The sequence below is a fragment of the Serratia marcescens genome (assembly GCF_001902635.1).
Classification (GTDB): domain Bacteria; phylum Pseudomonadota; class Gammaproteobacteria; order Enterobacterales; family Enterobacteriaceae; genus Serratia; species Serratia marcescens_F.
Genome location: NZ_MJAO01000032.1, coordinates 23,595 through 39,651 on the forward strand (window position 1 = coordinate 23,595; position 16,057 = coordinate 39,651).

Annotated in this window: 16 protein-coding genes; 11 read left to right on the plus strand and 5 right to left on the minus strand. The window is 59.8% G+C overall.

Annotation, left to right across the window (positions count from 1 at the left end; genetic code table 11):
• Positions 1–2: 2 nt before the first annotated feature.
• Positions 3–1,163 (minus strand): cystathionine gamma-synthase, encoded by a 1,161-nt coding sequence (gene metB / locus BHU62_RS22235; protein WP_073534606.1) that lies wholly within the window; start codon positions 1,161–1,163, stop codon positions 3–5.
• Between the two features lie 314 nt (positions 1,164–1,477).
• Between metB and metJ the strand changes: the two genes are divergently transcribed.
• On the plus strand, positions 1,478–1,795 hold the full coding sequence (gene metJ, locus BHU62_RS22245) for a met regulon transcriptional regulator MetJ (protein WP_004931076.1): 318 nt from the start codon (positions 1,478–1,480) through the stop codon (positions 1,793–1,795).
• A gap of 77 nt (positions 1,796–1,872) precedes the next feature.
• On the opposite strand, the gene rpmE is transcribed toward metJ, so the two are convergent.
• Positions 1,873–2,088: a 50S ribosomal protein L31 gene (gene rpmE, locus BHU62_RS22250; RefSeq protein ID WP_073534608.1), complete on the minus strand. Its 216-nt coding sequence runs from the start codon at positions 2,086–2,088 to the stop codon at positions 1,873–1,875.
• Between the two features lie 201 nt (positions 2,089–2,289).
• Here rpmE and priA point away from each other — a divergent pair, with 201 nt between their 5' ends.
• The 7 genes from priA to rraA all read left to right on the plus strand — a co-directional run bounded on the left by priA (position 2,290) and on the right by rraA (position 10,354).
• Positions 2,290–4,485: a primosomal protein N' gene (gene priA / locus BHU62_RS22255; RefSeq protein WP_073534609.1), complete on the plus strand. Its 2,196-nt coding sequence runs from the start codon at positions 2,290–2,292 to the stop codon at positions 4,483–4,485.
• Between the two features lie 290 nt (positions 4,486–4,775).
• Positions 4,776–5,804, plus strand: coding sequence for a DNA-binding transcriptional regulator CytR (gene cytR / locus BHU62_RS22260; protein ID WP_073534610.1), 1,029 nt, complete (start codon positions 4,776–4,778; stop codon positions 5,802–5,804).
• Between the two features lie 65 nt (positions 5,805–5,869).
• Positions 5,870–6,799 carry a cell division protein FtsN gene (ftsN, locus tag BHU62_RS22265; RefSeq protein ID WP_073534611.1) on the plus strand — a complete coding sequence of 310 codons (930 nt, stop codon included), beginning with the start codon at positions 5,870–5,872 and terminating at the stop codon, positions 6,797–6,799.
• Between the two features lie 102 nt (positions 6,800–6,901).
• Positions 6,902–7,432 (plus strand): ATP-dependent protease subunit HslV, encoded by a 531-nt coding sequence (hslV, locus tag BHU62_RS22270; protein WP_004931085.1) that lies wholly within the window; start codon positions 6,902–6,904, stop codon positions 7,430–7,432.
• Positions 7,433–7,444: 12 nt separating this feature from the next.
• Positions 7,445–8,779 carry an HslU--HslV peptidase ATPase subunit gene (gene hslU, locus BHU62_RS22275; RefSeq protein WP_073534612.1) on the plus strand — a complete coding sequence of 445 codons (1,335 nt, stop codon included), beginning with the start codon at positions 7,445–7,447 and terminating at the stop codon, positions 8,777–8,779.
• 96 nt (positions 8,780–8,875) lie between these two features.
• On the plus strand, positions 8,876–9,793 hold the full coding sequence (locus tag BHU62_RS22280; RefSeq protein WP_073534613.1) for a 1,4-dihydroxy-2-naphthoate polyprenyltransferase: 918 nt from the start codon (positions 8,876–8,878) through the stop codon (positions 9,791–9,793).
• A 75-nt stretch (positions 9,794–9,868) separates the two neighbouring features.
• Positions 9,869–10,354, plus strand: coding sequence for a ribonuclease E activity regulator RraA (rraA, locus tag BHU62_RS22285; RefSeq protein ID WP_073534614.1), 486 nt, complete (start codon positions 9,869–9,871; stop codon positions 10,352–10,354).
• 60 nt (positions 10,355–10,414) lie between these two features.
• Here rraA and zapB read toward each other — a convergent pair whose 3' ends face one another.
• Complete coding sequence (gene zapB / locus BHU62_RS22290; protein ID WP_004931092.1) at positions 10,415–10,654, minus strand: septal ring assembly protein ZapB; 240 nt, start codon at positions 10,652–10,654, stop codon at positions 10,415–10,417.
• Positions 10,655–11,180: 526 nt separating this feature from the next.
• Between zapB and BHU62_RS22295 the strand changes: the two genes are divergently transcribed.
• The 3 genes from BHU62_RS22295 to glpX all read left to right on the plus strand — a co-directional run bounded on the left by BHU62_RS22295 (position 11,181) and on the right by glpX (position 14,719).
• Positions 11,181–12,026 (plus strand): MIP/aquaporin family protein, encoded by an 846-nt coding sequence (locus tag BHU62_RS22295; RefSeq protein ID WP_073534620.1) that lies wholly within the window; start codon positions 11,181–11,183, stop codon positions 12,024–12,026.
• Positions 12,027–12,068: 42 nt separating this feature from the next.
• Positions 12,069–13,577: a glycerol kinase GlpK gene (glpK, locus tag BHU62_RS22300; protein WP_073534615.1), complete on the plus strand. Its 1,509-nt coding sequence runs from the start codon at positions 12,069–12,071 to the stop codon at positions 13,575–13,577.
• Positions 13,578–13,708: 131 nt separating this feature from the next.
• On the plus strand, positions 13,709–14,719 hold the full coding sequence (gene glpX / locus BHU62_RS22305; protein ID WP_073534616.1) for a class II fructose-bisphosphatase: 1,011 nt from the start codon (positions 13,709–13,711) through the stop codon (positions 14,717–14,719).
• 39 nt (positions 14,720–14,758) lie between these two features.
• Here glpX and tehA read toward each other — a convergent pair whose 3' ends face one another.
• Positions 14,759–15,733, minus strand: coding sequence for a dicarboxylate transporter/tellurite-resistance protein TehA (tehA, locus tag BHU62_RS22310; protein ID WP_073534617.1), 975 nt, complete (start codon positions 15,731–15,733; stop codon positions 14,759–14,761).
• A gap of 135 nt (positions 15,734–15,868) precedes the next feature.
• The coding region (locus BHU62_RS22315) for an LPXTG cell wall anchor domain-containing protein (protein WP_139282316.1) at positions 15,869–16,057 on the minus strand (189 nt) is incomplete at its 5' end.

The window sequence follows — 16,057 nt, forward strand, 5'->3', positions numbered from 1 at the left end:
GCTTACCTCGTTGCCGCCGCCTGGAAAGCGCGTTCCAGATCGGCAATCAAATCTTCACTGTCTTCAATACCCACGGAAATGCGCAGCAGGCTCTCGGAAATGCCGGCCGCTGCCCGCGCCTCCGCCGCCATGCCGGCGTGGGTCATGGTCGCTGCATGCGAGATCAGGCTTTCTACGCCGCCCAGCGATTCTGCCAGAGTAAACAACTCAAGGGCAGAGAGAAAACGGCGCAGCACCGCTTCATCGCCGTCCAGTTCAAAACTCAACATCGCGCCGAAACCGCGCTGCTGCCGGCGGGCGATCTCATGCCCCGGATTTTCCGGCAGGGAGGGATGATACAGCTTTTTCACCAGCGGTTGCTGCTGTAAATAGCCGACAATCGCTTCGGCGTTTTGTTGCGCCGCCTTGATGCGCGGCGACAGCGTGCGCATGCCGCGCAGCAGCAGATAGCTGTCGAACGCGCCGCCGGTCACGCCGATGTTATTGGCCCACCAGGCCAACTCGACCGCCAGCTTGGGATCTTTGGCGATCACCGCACCGGCCACCACGTCCGAATGCCCGTTCAGGTATTTGGTGCAAGAATGGACCACCAGATCGGCGCCGAGTTCGATCGGCTGTTGCAAGGCCGGGCTGAGGAAGGTGTTGTCCACCACCGTCAACGCCCCCGCCGCATGTGCGGCGGCGCAGATCGCCGCGATATCCACCACCCGCAGCAGCGGGTTGCTGGGGCTTTCGATCAACACCAGCTTCGGCTTTTGCGCCAGCGCCTGCTGCAAGGCTTCTTCATTCCCCTGATCGACGAACAACACGCGATAGGCGCCGCGCTTGCTCAGGCTGTCGAACAACCGGTAGCTGCCGCCGTAGCAGTCGTGCGGCGCCACCAGCAGATCGCCGGGCTTCAGCAGCACGGTGGTCACCAGATGAATAGCCGACATCCCGCTGCCGGTCATCACCGCGCCGGCGCCGCCTTCCAGCTCCGCCAACGCGCGCTGCACCACGTCGCGTGTCGGGTTGCCGCGGCGCGAGTAGTCATGGGCTCGGGGTTGGTTGAAGTCGGTAAAGTTATAGGTGCTGGACAGATGAATCGGCGGGACAACGCAGCCGTACTGTTCGTCGTCGTTCAGGCCGCTGCGTACGGCAATCGTGGCTGGTTTACGCGTCATGGGCTCGCTCGGCTCTCGGTTCGGTGAATGAGGCCTCAAGAGTAATCGCAGGATGAATAGACGTCAATACATCTGGACATCTAAACTTCTTTGCGTATAGATTGAGCAATGACACAATACCCGCTAAAATTATGCCGATATGACATGACGATAAGATGTTAAGCAACAATACCCAGCCGGCGGCGGCCGCAGTGGGGTATTCAGTGACCTTGGTCGCGTAAAATTGACATTTATTTAGTGAGAACAGTGAAGATCGGGCATAATTGCCCGGTTTTTAGAATTTTGTAATTTTTCTGACAAAGTTAAGGTGTCCCATGGCTGAGTGGAACGGCGAGTATGTCAGCCCTTACGCTGAACACGGTAAAAAAAGCGAGCAAGTCAAAAAGATCACGGTATCCATTCCGCTGAAGGTCCTGAAAATCCTCACCGACGAACGGACCCGTCGCCAGGTCAACAACCTGCGCCACGCCACCAACAGCGAACTGCTGTGCGAAGCGTTTCTGCATGCCTTTACCGGCCAGCCGCTGCCGAACGATGAAGACCTGCGCAAAGAGCGCAGCGATGAAATCCCGGAAGCCGCAAAAGCGTTGATGCGCGAACTGGGTGTCGATCCCGATACCTGGGAATATTGAGAACCGTCCGGCGAACGCCGGCGGCAGAAACGAAAAAAGGCGCCCAGGGCGCCTTTTTCATCGGACGATAAGAAATCTTATTTCTTAGCGCCTGGTACGCTGAAACGCTTGTTGAAGCGGTCAACGCGGCCACCGGTAGCAACGTCACGCTGCTTGCCAGTGTAGAACGGGTGGCATGCGCCACAAACGTCCAGGTTCAGATCGTGGCCCACGGTGGAGCGGATCTTCATCACGTTACCGCAAGAGCAGCTAGCAGTAACTTCTTCGTATTTTGGGTGGATACCTTGTTTCATGGGAAACCTCAGTGTAAGGCCGTGTCGCTATCCAGCCCTGTTTCGCCAGACACCACACGTGGTTGATAATAGAATTTTGGTATCGAATTATACCAAAGGCGGCAAATTATACAGCATTAGTCGAGCCGCGCAATCGGAACCGTACATTTGCCGATGCGCCGTGTAAACTGATGCCCTCTTTTTTTCAATTTGGATGAGATCATGCCCGTCGTTCACGTTGCTTTGCCGGTCCCCCTCGCCCGCACTTTCGACTATCTGCTGCCGCCAGGCATGCAGCCGGTGGCCGGCGCGCGCGTTGGCGTGCCCTGGGGCAGGCAGCATGCGATCGGCATCGTCATCGGCTGCAGCGACACCAGCGAACTGCCGCTGGACAAGCTCAAACCGATCGACAGCGTGATCGACACGGCGTCGCTGTTCTCCCCCAGCCTGTGGCGCATCCTGCGCTGGGCCAGCGATTACTATCACTATCCCATTGGCGAAGTCCTGTTCCACGCGCTGCCGATCCTGCTACGGCAAGGCAAACCGGCCGAGGCCGCGCCGCTGTGGCAGTGGTTCGCCACTGAAGAGGGCCGTGCCACCCCGCCAGAAAGCCTGAAACGCGCGCCGAAACAGCAGCAGGCGCTGGCGGCACTGCTGCAACGCCCGGTCTATCGCCATCAGGTCAGCCAGCTCGAGCTGACGGAAAGCGCCCTGCAGGCGCTGCGCGCCAAAGGGCTGATCGATCTGCGTGCTCAGGTCGCGGATACGCAGGACTGGCGCCCCCACTTCGCGGTGCTCGGCGAACGGCTGCGGCTGAACACCGAACAGGCCACCGCCGTCGGAGCGATCCGCAGCGAGGATGAACAGTTCGCCGCCTGGCTGCTGGCCGGGGTGACCGGTTCCGGCAAGACCGAGGTCTACCTCAGCGTGCTGGAGAACGTGCTGGCCAAAGGCCGGCAGGCGCTGGTGCTGGTGCCGGAAATCGGCCTGACGCCGCAAACCATCGCCCGCTTCCGCGAGCGCTTCAACGCGCCGGTGGACGTGCTGCACTCCGGGCTGAACGACAGCGAGCGGCTGGCGGTTTGGCTGCGCGCACGCAGCGGCGAAGCCGCCATCGTCATCGGCACCCGCTCGGCGCTGTTCACACCGTTCCGTCAACTGGGCGTGATCATCATCGACGAAGAGCACGACAGCTCTTATAAACAGCAGGAAGGCTGGCGCTACCACGCCCGCGATCTGGCGGTGTTCCGCGCCCGGGAAGAAAACATCCCGATGGTGATGGGCTCCGCCACTCCGGCGTTGGAAACGCTGCACAACGTGCAGTTGGGCAAATACCGCCAGCTGAAGCTCACCCAGCGCGCAGGCAACGCCAAACCGGCGGCGCAGCACCTGATCGATCTGAAGGGGCTGCCGTTGAAGGTCGGCCTGTCGCAGCCGCTCCTGAAAAGCATGCAGCACCATTTAAAAGCCGGCAATCAGGTGATGCTGTTCCTCAACCGCCGCGGTTACGCCCCGGCGCTGCTGTGCCACGAGTGCGGCTGGATCGCCGAGTGCCAGCGCTGCGATCACTATTACACCTTCCACCAGCATCAGCGCCAGCTGCGCTGCCACCACTGCGACAGCCAGCGGCCGGTGCCGCACCAGTGCCCGCAGTGCGGCTCAACCCACCTGGTATCGGTGGGCGTCGGCACCGAACAGCTGGAGCAAGAGCTGGCGCCGCTGTTCCCCGACACGCCGATCACCCGCATCGATCGCGACACCACCAGCCGCAAAGGGGCGCTGGAGCAGCATCTGGCGGATATCCATCGCGGCGAAGCGCGCATTCTGATCGGCACGCAAATGCTGGCCAAAGGCCACCATTTTCCCGACGTCACCCTGGTGGCGTTGCTGGACGTGGACGGCGCGCTGTTCTCCGCCGATTTCCGCTCCGCCGAGCGTTTCGCTCAGCTGTATACCCAGGTCTCCGGGCGCGCCGGCCGGGCGGGCAAACAGGGCGAAGTACTGTTGCAAACCCACCACCCGGAGCACCCGTTGCTGCAGGTGTTGCTGCAACAGGGTTACGATGCCTTCGCCAAACAGACGCTGGCGGAACGCAACAGCGTATTCCTGCCGCCCTACACCAGCCACATTATCGTGCGCGCCGAAGATCACGATAACCAGCAGGCCCCGCTGTTCCTGCAGCAGCTGCGCAACCTGCTGGAAGCCAGCCCGCTGAAGGACGACTCACTGTGGGTGATGGGGCCGGTGCCGGCGCTGCAGTCCAAACGCGGCGGCCGTTTCCGCTGGCAGCTGCTGCTGCAGCACCCGACGCGGCGCGTCTTGCAACAGTTGATGAAAAGCTCATTGCCGCTGATCGGCACCCTGCCGCAAACGCGTAAGGTGAAATGGACGCTGGACGTCGATCCCATCGACAGCTGATCCCGGAAAAGTCCGGTTTAGCTGCCGCAGTGCAAACGTTTACCCTTTAAATTGCGAGCGAACGCTAAAAAACCTTCTCAGGTCACATTTTTTATGCAAATTAGGTAACAAAGGCGGGGCGTATTCTGTTTAGAATGTCTGTGAGGGCAAATTTTGTCGCCACATCGCAGCGCGACGGAGTGCTCGAACGCGGTGGCATTCAATGACAACAATCCCGTCACCGCACGCCGGACATTGTGAGCAAACAGCAGTAGTGGCGTCGGCATGGGGCTGACGCAAGGAGAAAGGCGTTGGAACACAAGAAAGAATTATCCATGGCGACCATGAAAGACGTTGCCGAGATGGCGGGCGTTTCAACGGCTACCGTATCGCGCGCGCTGATGAACCCGGAAAAGGTGTCAACGCCGACGCGCCAGAAAGTGGAACAGGCCGTACTGGCCGTGGGCTATTCTCCTCATGCTCTGTCACGCAATATCAAACGCAACGAATCCCGCACCATCCTGGTGATCGTCCCGGATATCTGCGATCCGTTTTTCGCCGATGTGATCCAGGGGATCGAGCAGACCGCCGCCCAGCAAGGCTATCTGGTGCTGATCGGCGACTGCGCGCAGCAGAACCAACAAGAACGCACCTTCGTCAATCTGATCATCACCAAACAGATCGACGGCATGCTGCTGCTGGGTTCCAACCTGCCGTTCGACGCCAGCAAGGAAGAACAGCGCAACCTGCCACCGATGGTGATGGCCAACGAGTTCGCGCCAGAACTGGAGCTGCCGACGGTACATATCGATAACCTGACCGCCGCCTTTGAAGCCGTGCACTATTTACATCAGCTAGGCCACCGACAGATCGCCTGCGTCGCCGGGCCGGAGCAGATGCCGTTGAGCCATTATCGGCTGCAGGGTTACGTTCAGGCGCTACGTCGTAATGGCATTACCGTCGAAAGCAGCTATATTACCCGAGGTGATTTTACCTACGAAGCCGGCGCACAGGCGCTGACGACGCTGATGGCTCAGCCGAAACCGCCGACGGCGGTGTTCTGCCACAGCGACGTGATGGCGATCGGCGTGCTGTCCCAGGCGAAGAAAATGGGGCTGCGGGTGCCGCAGGATTTGTCGATCGTCGGTTTTGACGATCTCAAGCTGGCGCAATATTGCGATCCGCCGCTAACCACGGTGGCGCAGCCGCGTTTCCAGATCGGCCAGCAAGCGATGTTGCTGCTGCTGGAGCAGTTGAACGGCCAAACGGTGGCCAGCGGCTCCCGGCTATTGGACAGTGAATTGATTATCAGAGGCAGCACCGCTGCCCCTAAACGCTAGTCAAATATTTTAGGGTTCAGTAACATGACGGACTTATCCCCTCATCAGGACACAGCGGAATAATAGTGGCACAAAAAGACTATGTAAGCCGTGGGCGCGCAGCAGGAGCTAAGCGTAAAACCCCCAGCCGTAAAAAACGCAGTTCTCCGAAGGTTTCCAAAACCGTGCTGGCGTTAGCCGCCGCGTTGGTGGTGATCTTTGTCGGTGGCCTCTATTTCATTACGCACAACAAACCGGAAGACGCGCCGCTGTTGCCTGCGCACGGCAATCGCCCTGGCAACGGCCTGCCGCCGAAGCCGGAAGAGCGTTGGCGCTATATCAAAGAGTTGGAAAACCGGCAGATCGGCGTGCAAACGCCGACCGAACCGACGGCCGGTGGCGAGATTAACGCCAAAACTCAGTTGACCGCCGAGCAACGGCAGCTGCTGGAGCAGATGCAGGCCGACATGCAGCAGCGCCCGACGCAGTTGAACGAAGTGCCGTATAACGATCCGGGCCAGGCCAACGCACGCAACAACCGCCAGCAGCAGCAGATGCCGCAACAGCAAATGCAGCCGCCGCCGGTGCAGCAGCAGGTCATTCCGCCGCCGCGCAACCCGTTCAACAACGGTGCCACCACCGCGCCGGCGCAGCAGCACCAGCAGCCGAAACCGGTCACCCAGCCACCGGTACAGGTGAAACAGCCTGAGCCGAAGCCGCAACCGAAGCCGGAGCCTAAACCGGAAGTGAAACAGGAAACGGCCAAGCAGGAAGCCAAACCGGAATCGAAACAGAAGTGGATGGTGCAGTGCGGCTCGTTCCGCGCCACCGATCAGGCTGAATCTGTGCGCGCACGCCTGGCGTTCGAAGGCATCGAGAGCCGCATCACCGCCGGCGGCGGTTGGAATCGCGTGGTGCTCGGCCCCTACAGCAGCCGCGCCGCAGCGGACAAAACGCTTTCACGCCTGAAAGGCGTCGGCATGTCGAGTTGCATTCCCCTCTCCGTTGGGGGTTGAAAAGCGTCAATCCCCCCCCATCTATACTCTCAATATGCCTCGTAGCGTCTGTGAAAGCAGGCGCGGCGGGGACTTCTTTCCGTCTTTAACGAGGGTCTGCTCGTGACAACAATTGTAAGCGTACGCCGCAACGGCCAGGTCGTCATCGGTGGTGATGGCCAGGCTACCCTGGGTAATACGGTGATGAAGGGTAACGTCAAGAAAGTGCGTCGCCTGTATAACGACAAAGTGATCGCCGGTTTCGCCGGTGGCACCGCTGACGCCTTCACGCTGTTTGAACTGTTTGAACGCAAACTGGAAATGCATCAGGGCCACCTGGTGAAAGCCGCCGTCGAGCTGGCGAAGGACTGGCGCACCGATCGCATGCTGCGCAAGCTCGAAGCGCTGTTGGCGGTCGCCGATGAAACCGCTTCGCTGATCATCACCGGCAACGGCGATGTGGTGCAGCCGGAAAACGATCTGATCGCCATCGGCTCCGGCGGCCCGTATGCCCAGGCCGCCGCCCGCGCCATGTTGGAAAATACCGAGCTGAGCGCCCGTGATATCGTTGAGAAATCCCTCAACATCGCCGGCGACATCTGTATTTACACCAACCATTTCCACACCATTGAAGAATTGCCTTCCAAAGCGTAAGGATCGAATACCATGTCTGAAATGACCCCGCGCGAGATCGTCAGCGAACTGGACAGCTATATCATTGGCCAAAACAAAGCCAAACGCGCTGTCGCCATTGCCCTGCGCAACCGCTGGCGCCGGATGCAGCTCAACGAGATGCTGCGTCACGAAGTGACCCCGAAAAACATTCTGATGATCGGCCCGACCGGCGTCGGTAAAACCGAAATCGCCCGCCGTCTGGCGAAGCTGGCCAACGCGCCGTTCATCAAGGTTGAAGCCACCAAGTTCACCGAAGTGGGCTATGTGGGCAAAGAAGTGGATTCCATCATCCGCGATCTGACCGACGCCGCCATCAAAATGGTGCGCATGCAGTCGATCGAGAAAAACCGCAACCGTGCCGAAGAACTGGCCGAAGAGCGTATTCTCGACGTGCTGATCCCGCCGGCCAAGAACAACTGGGGCCAGCCGGAAGAGCATCAGGAGCCGTCCGCCGCCCGCCAGGCATTCCGCAAGAAACTGCGTGAAGGCCAGCTGGATGACAAAGAGATCGAAATCGATCTGGCCGCCGCGCCGATGGGCGTGGAAATCATGGCGCCTCCGGGCATGGAAGAAATGACCAACCAGCTGCAGTCGATGTTCCAGAACCTCGGCGGCCAGAAGCAAAAACCGCGCAAGGTGAAGATCAAAGAGGCCTTCAAACTGCTGGTGGAAGAAGAAGCCGCCAAGCTGGTGAATCCGGAAGAGCTGAAAGAGCAGGCGATCGAAGCCGTTGAACAGCACGGCATCGTGTTTATCGACGAGATCGACAAAATCTGTAAGCGCGGCGGCCAAAGCTCCGGCCCGGACGTCTCGCGCGAAGGCGTGCAGCGTGACCTGCTGCCGCTGGTGGAAGGCTGCACCGTGTCGACCAAACACGGCATGGTGAAGACCGACCATATCCTGTTCATCGCTTCCGGCGCATTCCAGACCGCCAATCCGTCGGATCTGATCCCGGAACTGCAGGGCCGTCTGCCGATCCGCGTTGAGTTGCAGGCGCTGACCACCGAAGACTTCGAGCGCATCCTGACCGAGCCTAGCGCGTCGCTGACCGAACAGTACAAAGCGCTGATGGGCACCGAAGGCGTCAATATCGAGTTCACCGCCGACGGCATCCGCCGCATCGCCGAAGCCGCATGGCAGGTCAACGAAAGCACCGAGAACATCGGCGCGCGTCGCCTGCACACCGTGCTGGAGCGTCTGATGGAAGATATTTCCTACGAGGCGAGTGAAATTAACGGTCAATCCATTACAATTGATGCGGATTACGTGCGCAGTCATCTGGATGAACTGGTGGCGGATGAAGATTTGAGTCGTTTTATCCTATAATCGCTCAATCATTGTCTTGTCAGTCATCTGTGTGGGAGGCATTGCCTCCCACAATTATTTCTAACGAACACCGCAACTTACTGACAGAAGCGAAACATGAGCTCATCAACCTCCACCACCCCGATCTCCGCCTGGCTGGAAAGTCTACGCCCTCGCACCCTGCCGTTGGCCTTTGCCTCCATCGTGGTCGGCTCGGCGATCGCCGCCTGGCACGGTAGCCTGAAACCCGAAGTGGCATTGCTGGCGCTGCTGACCGCCGGCCTGCTGCAGATCCTCTCCAATCTGGCGAATGATTATGGCGATGCGGTCAAAGGCAGCGACAAAGACGATCGCATCGGGCCGTTGCGCGGTATGCAAAAAGGCATGATCACCCAGGCGCAGATGAAACGGGCACTGGTGGTGACGGTGGTGCTGATCGCCATCGCCGGCTGTTCGCTGATCGCCGTCGCCTGCGAGCAACCCAGCGACGTGGTGGGCTTCCTGGTGTTGGGCGGCCTGTCTATCGTGGCAGCCATCACCTACACCGTCGGCAACAAGCCCTACGGGTATTTGGGGCTGGGCGACATCTCGGTGCTGGTGTTCTTCGGCTGGCTGAGCGTGGCCGGCACCTACTATTTGCAAACGCACACCTTCGACAGCGTCGTGATGCTGCCGGCCACCGCCTGCGGCCTGCTGGCGACGGCGGTGCTCAACATCAATAATCTGCGCGATATCGAAAGCGACCGCGAAAACGGCAAGAACACGCTGGCGGTGCGCCTCGGCCCGCACAAAGCGCGCATTTACCATGCCTTGCTGCTCGGCGGCGCGGTGCTGTGTTTCGCGCTGTTTTCACTGTTCAATCTCCACAGCCCGTGGGGTTGGCTGTTCGTGCTGGCGATCCCGCTGTTGGTACGCCACGGCCTGCGCGTGCTGCGCGATCCGACGCCGATCGGCATGCGGCCGATGCTGGAACACATGGTCAAGGCGGCGCTGCTGGCCAACCTGCTGTTCGCCATCGGCGTGGCGCTCAGTTAAAAACTGATGATTTTGCCAACAGGGCGAATAAAGGGATATACTGAACATTCCAGCGGCAAACAGACGTAAAATCCTATGAAATACGATACTTCCGAACTTTGCGACATCTATCATGAAGAGGTGAACGTTGTTGAACCTCTGTTCTCCAATTTTGGCGGGCGTACTTCATTTGGCGGGCAGATCACCACGGTGAAATGCTTTGAGGATAACGGCCTGTTGTACGACCTGCTTGAAGAAAACGGCCGCGGCCGCGTACTGTTGGTCGACGGCGGCGGTTCGGTGCGCCGGGCGCTGATCAACGCCGAACTGGCGCGTCTGGCCGCCCAGAACGAATGGGAAGGCCTCGTGGTGTACGGCGCGGTGCGTCAGGTGGACGATCTGGAAGAGCTCGACATCGGCATTCAGGCGATGGCGGCGATCCCGGCAGGCGCCGTGAGCGAAGGCGTGGGTGAAAGCGATATCCGTGTCAACTTCGGTGGCGTCACCTTCTTCTCCGGCGACCACCTGTATGCCGACAACACCGGCATCATCCTTTCCGAAGACCCGCTCGACATCGAGTGATTCTCGAACATGAAAAAGGGCGCCTGAGGCGCCCTTTTCGTTGCTGCGTGGCGTGAGGGATCAGACCTCTTCCATTTTGCCCAGCAGAGCGCGCAGGCGATCTTGCCATACGTGCTGTTCTTCTTTCAGCTGTTGGTTCTCGCGCACCAGCGCTTCGTGGTTGCCGGAGGCAGCCTGAACTTCCTGCGACAGAGAGTTGTTCTTGTCTTTCAGCTCTTCAATTTCCATCTGCAACAGGGTGATGGTATCAATCGCCTGCTGTACTTTTGCTTCCAGTTTCTCAAATACTTCAAATGACATGCTTCAGTCCCCTCATGATAGCAAGGCGTACATCTATAAGTAGCGGCCGCAACGTCGGCTGCAGCTACTGCGAATATTGCATCGCGCTCAGTGACGCGCGCCGTTATGGAAGGCGCGCCAGTCTCGATTCGTTAAAAACGATTGTAAGTAGCCAGTCTCCGCCTGTCTAGCAACATACCGGATCATCATGCAGTCTGTTGCAATTTTCCTGTCGCCGCCATCAGCCAAAACTGAAAATGCCCAGCGCCGATGTACGATGAGTTGTTAACGCTCCTCGCTAAACCACTGGTCAGATCACACTTTTATGGCTCAGAAAGAACACTAAACGACGCGAAATCGCTCAATTTTATGACGAGCCACACACATTTTGATTTCGCTATTTCTCGTTTATGTTCGTTAACGATAAATTTACATCACGTCCTTATTCAATAATTGGACGAGATGAAAAAAACTGTGCCCATAGGCCAGGTGTATACCCACCCGAGCCTATAAACCAACAACCGCCGTTTTGCAGGACAACAACATTATGAGCCAAACCACCAGTCCGACATTAAAAGGCCAGTGCATCGCCGAGTTCCTCGGCACGGCGCTGCTGATCTTCTTTGGCGTAGGCTGCGTTGCCGCGCTGAAACTGGCGGGCGCCAGCTTCGGCCAGTGGGAAATCAGCATCATTTGGGGCCTGGGCGTCGCCATGGCCATCTATCTGACTGCCGCCATTTCCGGCGCGCATCTCAACCCGGCGGTCACCCTCGCCCTGTGGCTGTTCGCCTGCTTCGACGGGCGTAAAGTGGTGCCTTACATCATTGCGCAGGTCGCCGGTGCCTTCTGCGCCGCCGCCCTGGTCTATGGGCTGTACTACAACCTGTTCTTCGACTTCGAAGCGGCTCACCATATGGTGCGTGGCAGCAACGAAAGCCTCGAACTGGCCGGCATCTTCTCGACTTACCCTAACGCGCACATCTCCGTCGGCCAGGCCTTCCTGGTGGAAACGGTGATCGCCGCAATCCTGATGTGCCTGATCCTGGCGCTGACCGACGACGGCAACGGCATTCCGCGCGGCCCGCTGGCGCCGCTGCTGATCGGCATTCTGATTGCCGTGATTGGCGCCTCCATGGGACCATTGACCGGCTTTGCGCTGAACCCGGCGCGTGACTTCGGGCCGAAACTGTTCGCCTACCTGGCCGGCTGGGGCAAAGTGGCCTTCACCGGCGCACGCGACATCCCGTACTTCCTGGTACCGATCTTCGCCCCTATCGTCGGCTGCGGCCTGGGCGCTTTCGGTTATCGCGCATTGATTGGCCGCCACCTGCCGTGCGACGTCTGCGTGACGGAAGAAGAGCCCGACGCCAAGGCTCAGCAGCGTAAAGCGTGATTGGTGCAGTTTTAAACGGTTAACAACAGCAGGATAATTACCATGACTGTAGAAAAAAAATACATTGTCGCACTCGACCAAGGGACCACCAGCTCACGCGCCGTCGTGCTCGATCACGACGCCAACATCGTTGCGGTATCGCAACGCGAATTCCCGCAGATCTATCCAAAGGCCGGCTGGGTTGAGCACGACCCGATGGAAATCTGGGCGTCGCAAAGCTCGACGCTGGTAGAAGTGCTGGCGAAGGCCGACATCAGTTCCGATCAGATCGCCGGTATCGGCATCACCAACCAGCGCGAAACCACCATCGTCTGGGAAAAAGAGACCGGCAAGCCGATTTACAACGCCATCGTCTGGCAGTGCCGCCGCACCGCCGACATCTGCGAGAAGCTCAAGCGCGACGGCCTGGAAGAGTACATCCGCCACAACACCGGCCTGGTGGTTGACCCGTACTTCTCCGGCACCAAAGTAAAGTGGATCCTGGACAACGTCGAAGGCGCACGCGAGCGCGCCAAGCGCGGTGAACTGCTGTTCGGCACCGTCGATACCTGGCTGGTGTGGAAGATGACCCAGGGGCGTGTACACGTCACCGATTACACCAATGCCTCGCGCACCATGATGTTCAACATCCACGAGCTGGACTGGGACGAGCGCATGCTGGAAGTGCTGGATATCCCGCGCGCCATGCTGCCGAAAGTCCGTCCTTCCTCCGAAGTGTACGGCCAGACCAACATCGGCGGTAAGGGCGGCACGCGTATTCCTATCGCCGGTATCGCCGGTGACCAGCAGGCGGCGCTGTATGGCCAGCTGTGCGTTCAACCGGGCATGGCGAAGAACACCTACGGCACCGGCTGCTTCCTGCTGATGAACACCGGCAAAGAAGCGGTGCGTTCGAAAAACGGTCTGCTGACCACCATCGCCTGTGGCCCGCGCGGCGAAGTGAACTATGCGCTGGAAGGCGCGGTGTTTATCGGCGGCGCATCCATCCAGTGGCTGCGTGACGAGCTGAAACTGATCAGCGACGCCGCCGATTCCGAATACTTCGCCACCAAGGTGAAAGACAGCAACGGCGTCTATGTGGTGCCGGCCTTCACCGGCCTCGGCGCGCCATACTGGGATCCGTACGCCCGCGGCGCCATCTTTGGCCTAACCCGTGGCGCCAACAGCAACCACATTATCCGCGCCACGCTGGAATCCATTGCCTTCCAGACCCGCGACGTGCTGGACGCCATGCAGGCCGACGCCAACACCCGCCTGCAATCGCTGCGCGTGGATGGCGGCGCAGTAGCCAACAACTTCCTGATGCAGTTCCAGTCCGATATCCTCGGCACCCGTGTGGAACGCCCAGAAGTGCGTGAATCGACGGCGCTGGGCGCCGCGTTCCTGGCGGGCCTGGCCATCGGCTACTGGAACGATCTGGATGAAGTGAAGAGCAAAGCGGTGATTGAGCGCGAATTCCGTCCAAGCATCGAAACCACCGAACGCAACTACCGCTACAGCGGCTGGAAAAAAGCGGTGGCTCGCGCTCAGGCGTGGGAAGATCACGACTAAACCCAGCCTTGTCGTCACCCCCCCAAATTGCGCTGCCTGCGGGCGGCGCTTTTTTTTGCCCCGCCCCGCCGCCGCTGCGCTGTGATAGACTTTGCCGATATTTTCTTCCCTTTCTCACAGACAGGTTTGCCATGAAACGTGAATTAGCCATCGAATTTTCCCGCGTTACCGAAGCCGCCGCGCTGGCGGGTTACAAATGGCTGGGACGCGGCGACAAAAACGCCGCCGACGGCGCTGCGGTCCATGCCATGCGCATCATGCTCAACAACGTGGATATCGATGGCCGCATCGTGATCGGCGAAGGCGAGATCGACGAAGCGCCGATGCTGTATATCGGTGAACACGTCGGCACCGGCCAGGGCGACGCGGTGGACATCGCGGTCGATCCGATCGAAGGCACCCGCATGACCGCCATGGGGCAGTCAAACGCGCTGGCGGTGCTGGCGGTAGGCGATCGCGGCACCTTCCTGCACGCGCCGGACATGTACATGGAGAAACTGGTGGTCGGCCCGGCGGCGCGCGGCGCTATCGATCTCAAGCTGCCGCTGGCGGAAAACCTGCAGAACGTCGCCGTACGGCTGGGCAAACCGTTGGCGCAGCTGACGGTGATCGTATTGGCCAAACCGCGCCACGATGGCGTCATCGCGCAGATGCAGCAGCTGGGGGTGCGTGTGTTCGCCATCCCTGACGGCGACGTGGCGGCGTCGATCCTTACCTGCATGCCGGAAAGCGAGGTCGATGTGATGTACGGCATTGGCGGCGCGCCGGAAGGGGTGATCTCCGCCGCGGTGATCCGCGCGCTGGACGGCGACATGCAGGCGCGTTTGCTGCCGCGCCACGAAGTGAAAGGCGACAGCGCCGAAAACCGCCGCATCGGCGAACAGGAGCTGGCGCGCTGCCGGGAAATGGGTATCGAAGCCGGCCAGGTGCTGTGCATGGATCAGATGGCGCGCAACGACAACGTGATCTTCTCCGCCACCGGCATCACCAAGGGCGATCTGCTGGAGGGCATCAGCCGCAAAGGCAACATGGCCACCACCGAAACCCTACTGATCCGCGGCAAATCGCGCACCATCCGCCGCATCCGTTCGACCCACTATCTGGATCGCAAGGACCCGGCGCTGCACGAGTATCTGCTGTAAGTCATCAGAGACCGTCCTCAGCGGCCGCTGAGGAACGGTTTATCCCGCCACCGGCGTTTTGGCAGGCAGCAGTTTTCCACGCAACAACAGCCACAGCGTCTTCATCATCAAGCCGATGAGCAACAGGTTGGCCAACAGAAACAACCCCCAGGCCAACGCTTGCATATCTTCGCCGCGCTGGCTCTGCAGCAACCGCAGCGACGCGTTCGCCATCGCCGATAAGCCAAATGAAAAGGCCCACATACCCGGACTGAAACCGCCGGCAAAAAACCAACGCACCAACCTGAACATAAAGAACAGCTGCAGCAGGCCGTAGCCCAACAGGATTAAGGCGAACGTATCGAAGTCGTTGCTATTGACGCATAACCACGCGTAGCAGGCGACAAAAGCCGGAGCCAGCTGGATGCCGATAACGCCGCGAGCGGCGGCCGGCAGCGCAGCCTTTGTGCGCAGACGGTGGATGATGGCGGGCTCGAGGGTCAGCCATGAGATCAAACCGGCGCCAAGAAACATCACGCCGATATCATGGTGGCCGGCAGTGCCAAACGCCATCGCACAGATAAAGTTAGCGGCCACCGTCGGCAGGTAGAACCCCGGCGTCGTCGCCTCCGACGCAAACTCGCCGCGCCACAACGGCGCGCAGCGCCAGGCCGAGAAGATGAGCTGGCCGACGGCTCCCGCAACCATCAGCCCATTCGCCAGCGGCAGGCTGTACGGATGCAGGCCGATGGACACCAACACGCCGCCCGCAGGAAGCAGGCTGATAAAGCTGAACTGAGTGTTGTTGCGAAACTCGTCACGCACCGCATGTGGGCTGGTCAGGCAACGGCAGAGATAGATCAGCGCCAGTACCAGCCAGATCGCACTGCCGAGAAAGATCAGCGATTCGCCCAACCAACCGGGGCCATAGCCGAGCGTGGCGGCGTATCGCCAGGCGCTGCCCAGGCCGAAAACCCCCAGCACCATCCCAAAGAAGCCGACGGGAACACGTTGAATAAACTGCAGTGATGACATAGCGAATAACCCGGAAAAACACTGTCGGTAAAGTGTATACCGATTGCCTCAGCGCAGTAATAACCTGGGTCAAAACCGGCGGCATGACCTCAGCCGTCTTGCAGGCATAAGGTCAACGCCGGTTCGGGAAGGGAGTTATGCGGTATGCCCCTGATGTTGCATCCGGTTGGACAGCGGCCACCAGCACAGCAAGATCAGCAGCGCCATCGCGAACATCAACAATCCGAGGCTGAACTGCCCGGTTTGCGGCAGCATGGCGGAAAGCCAGGTCGCCAGGCCGGAACCCATGTTCTGCATGCCGCCCACCAGCGCCCCCGCCGCGCC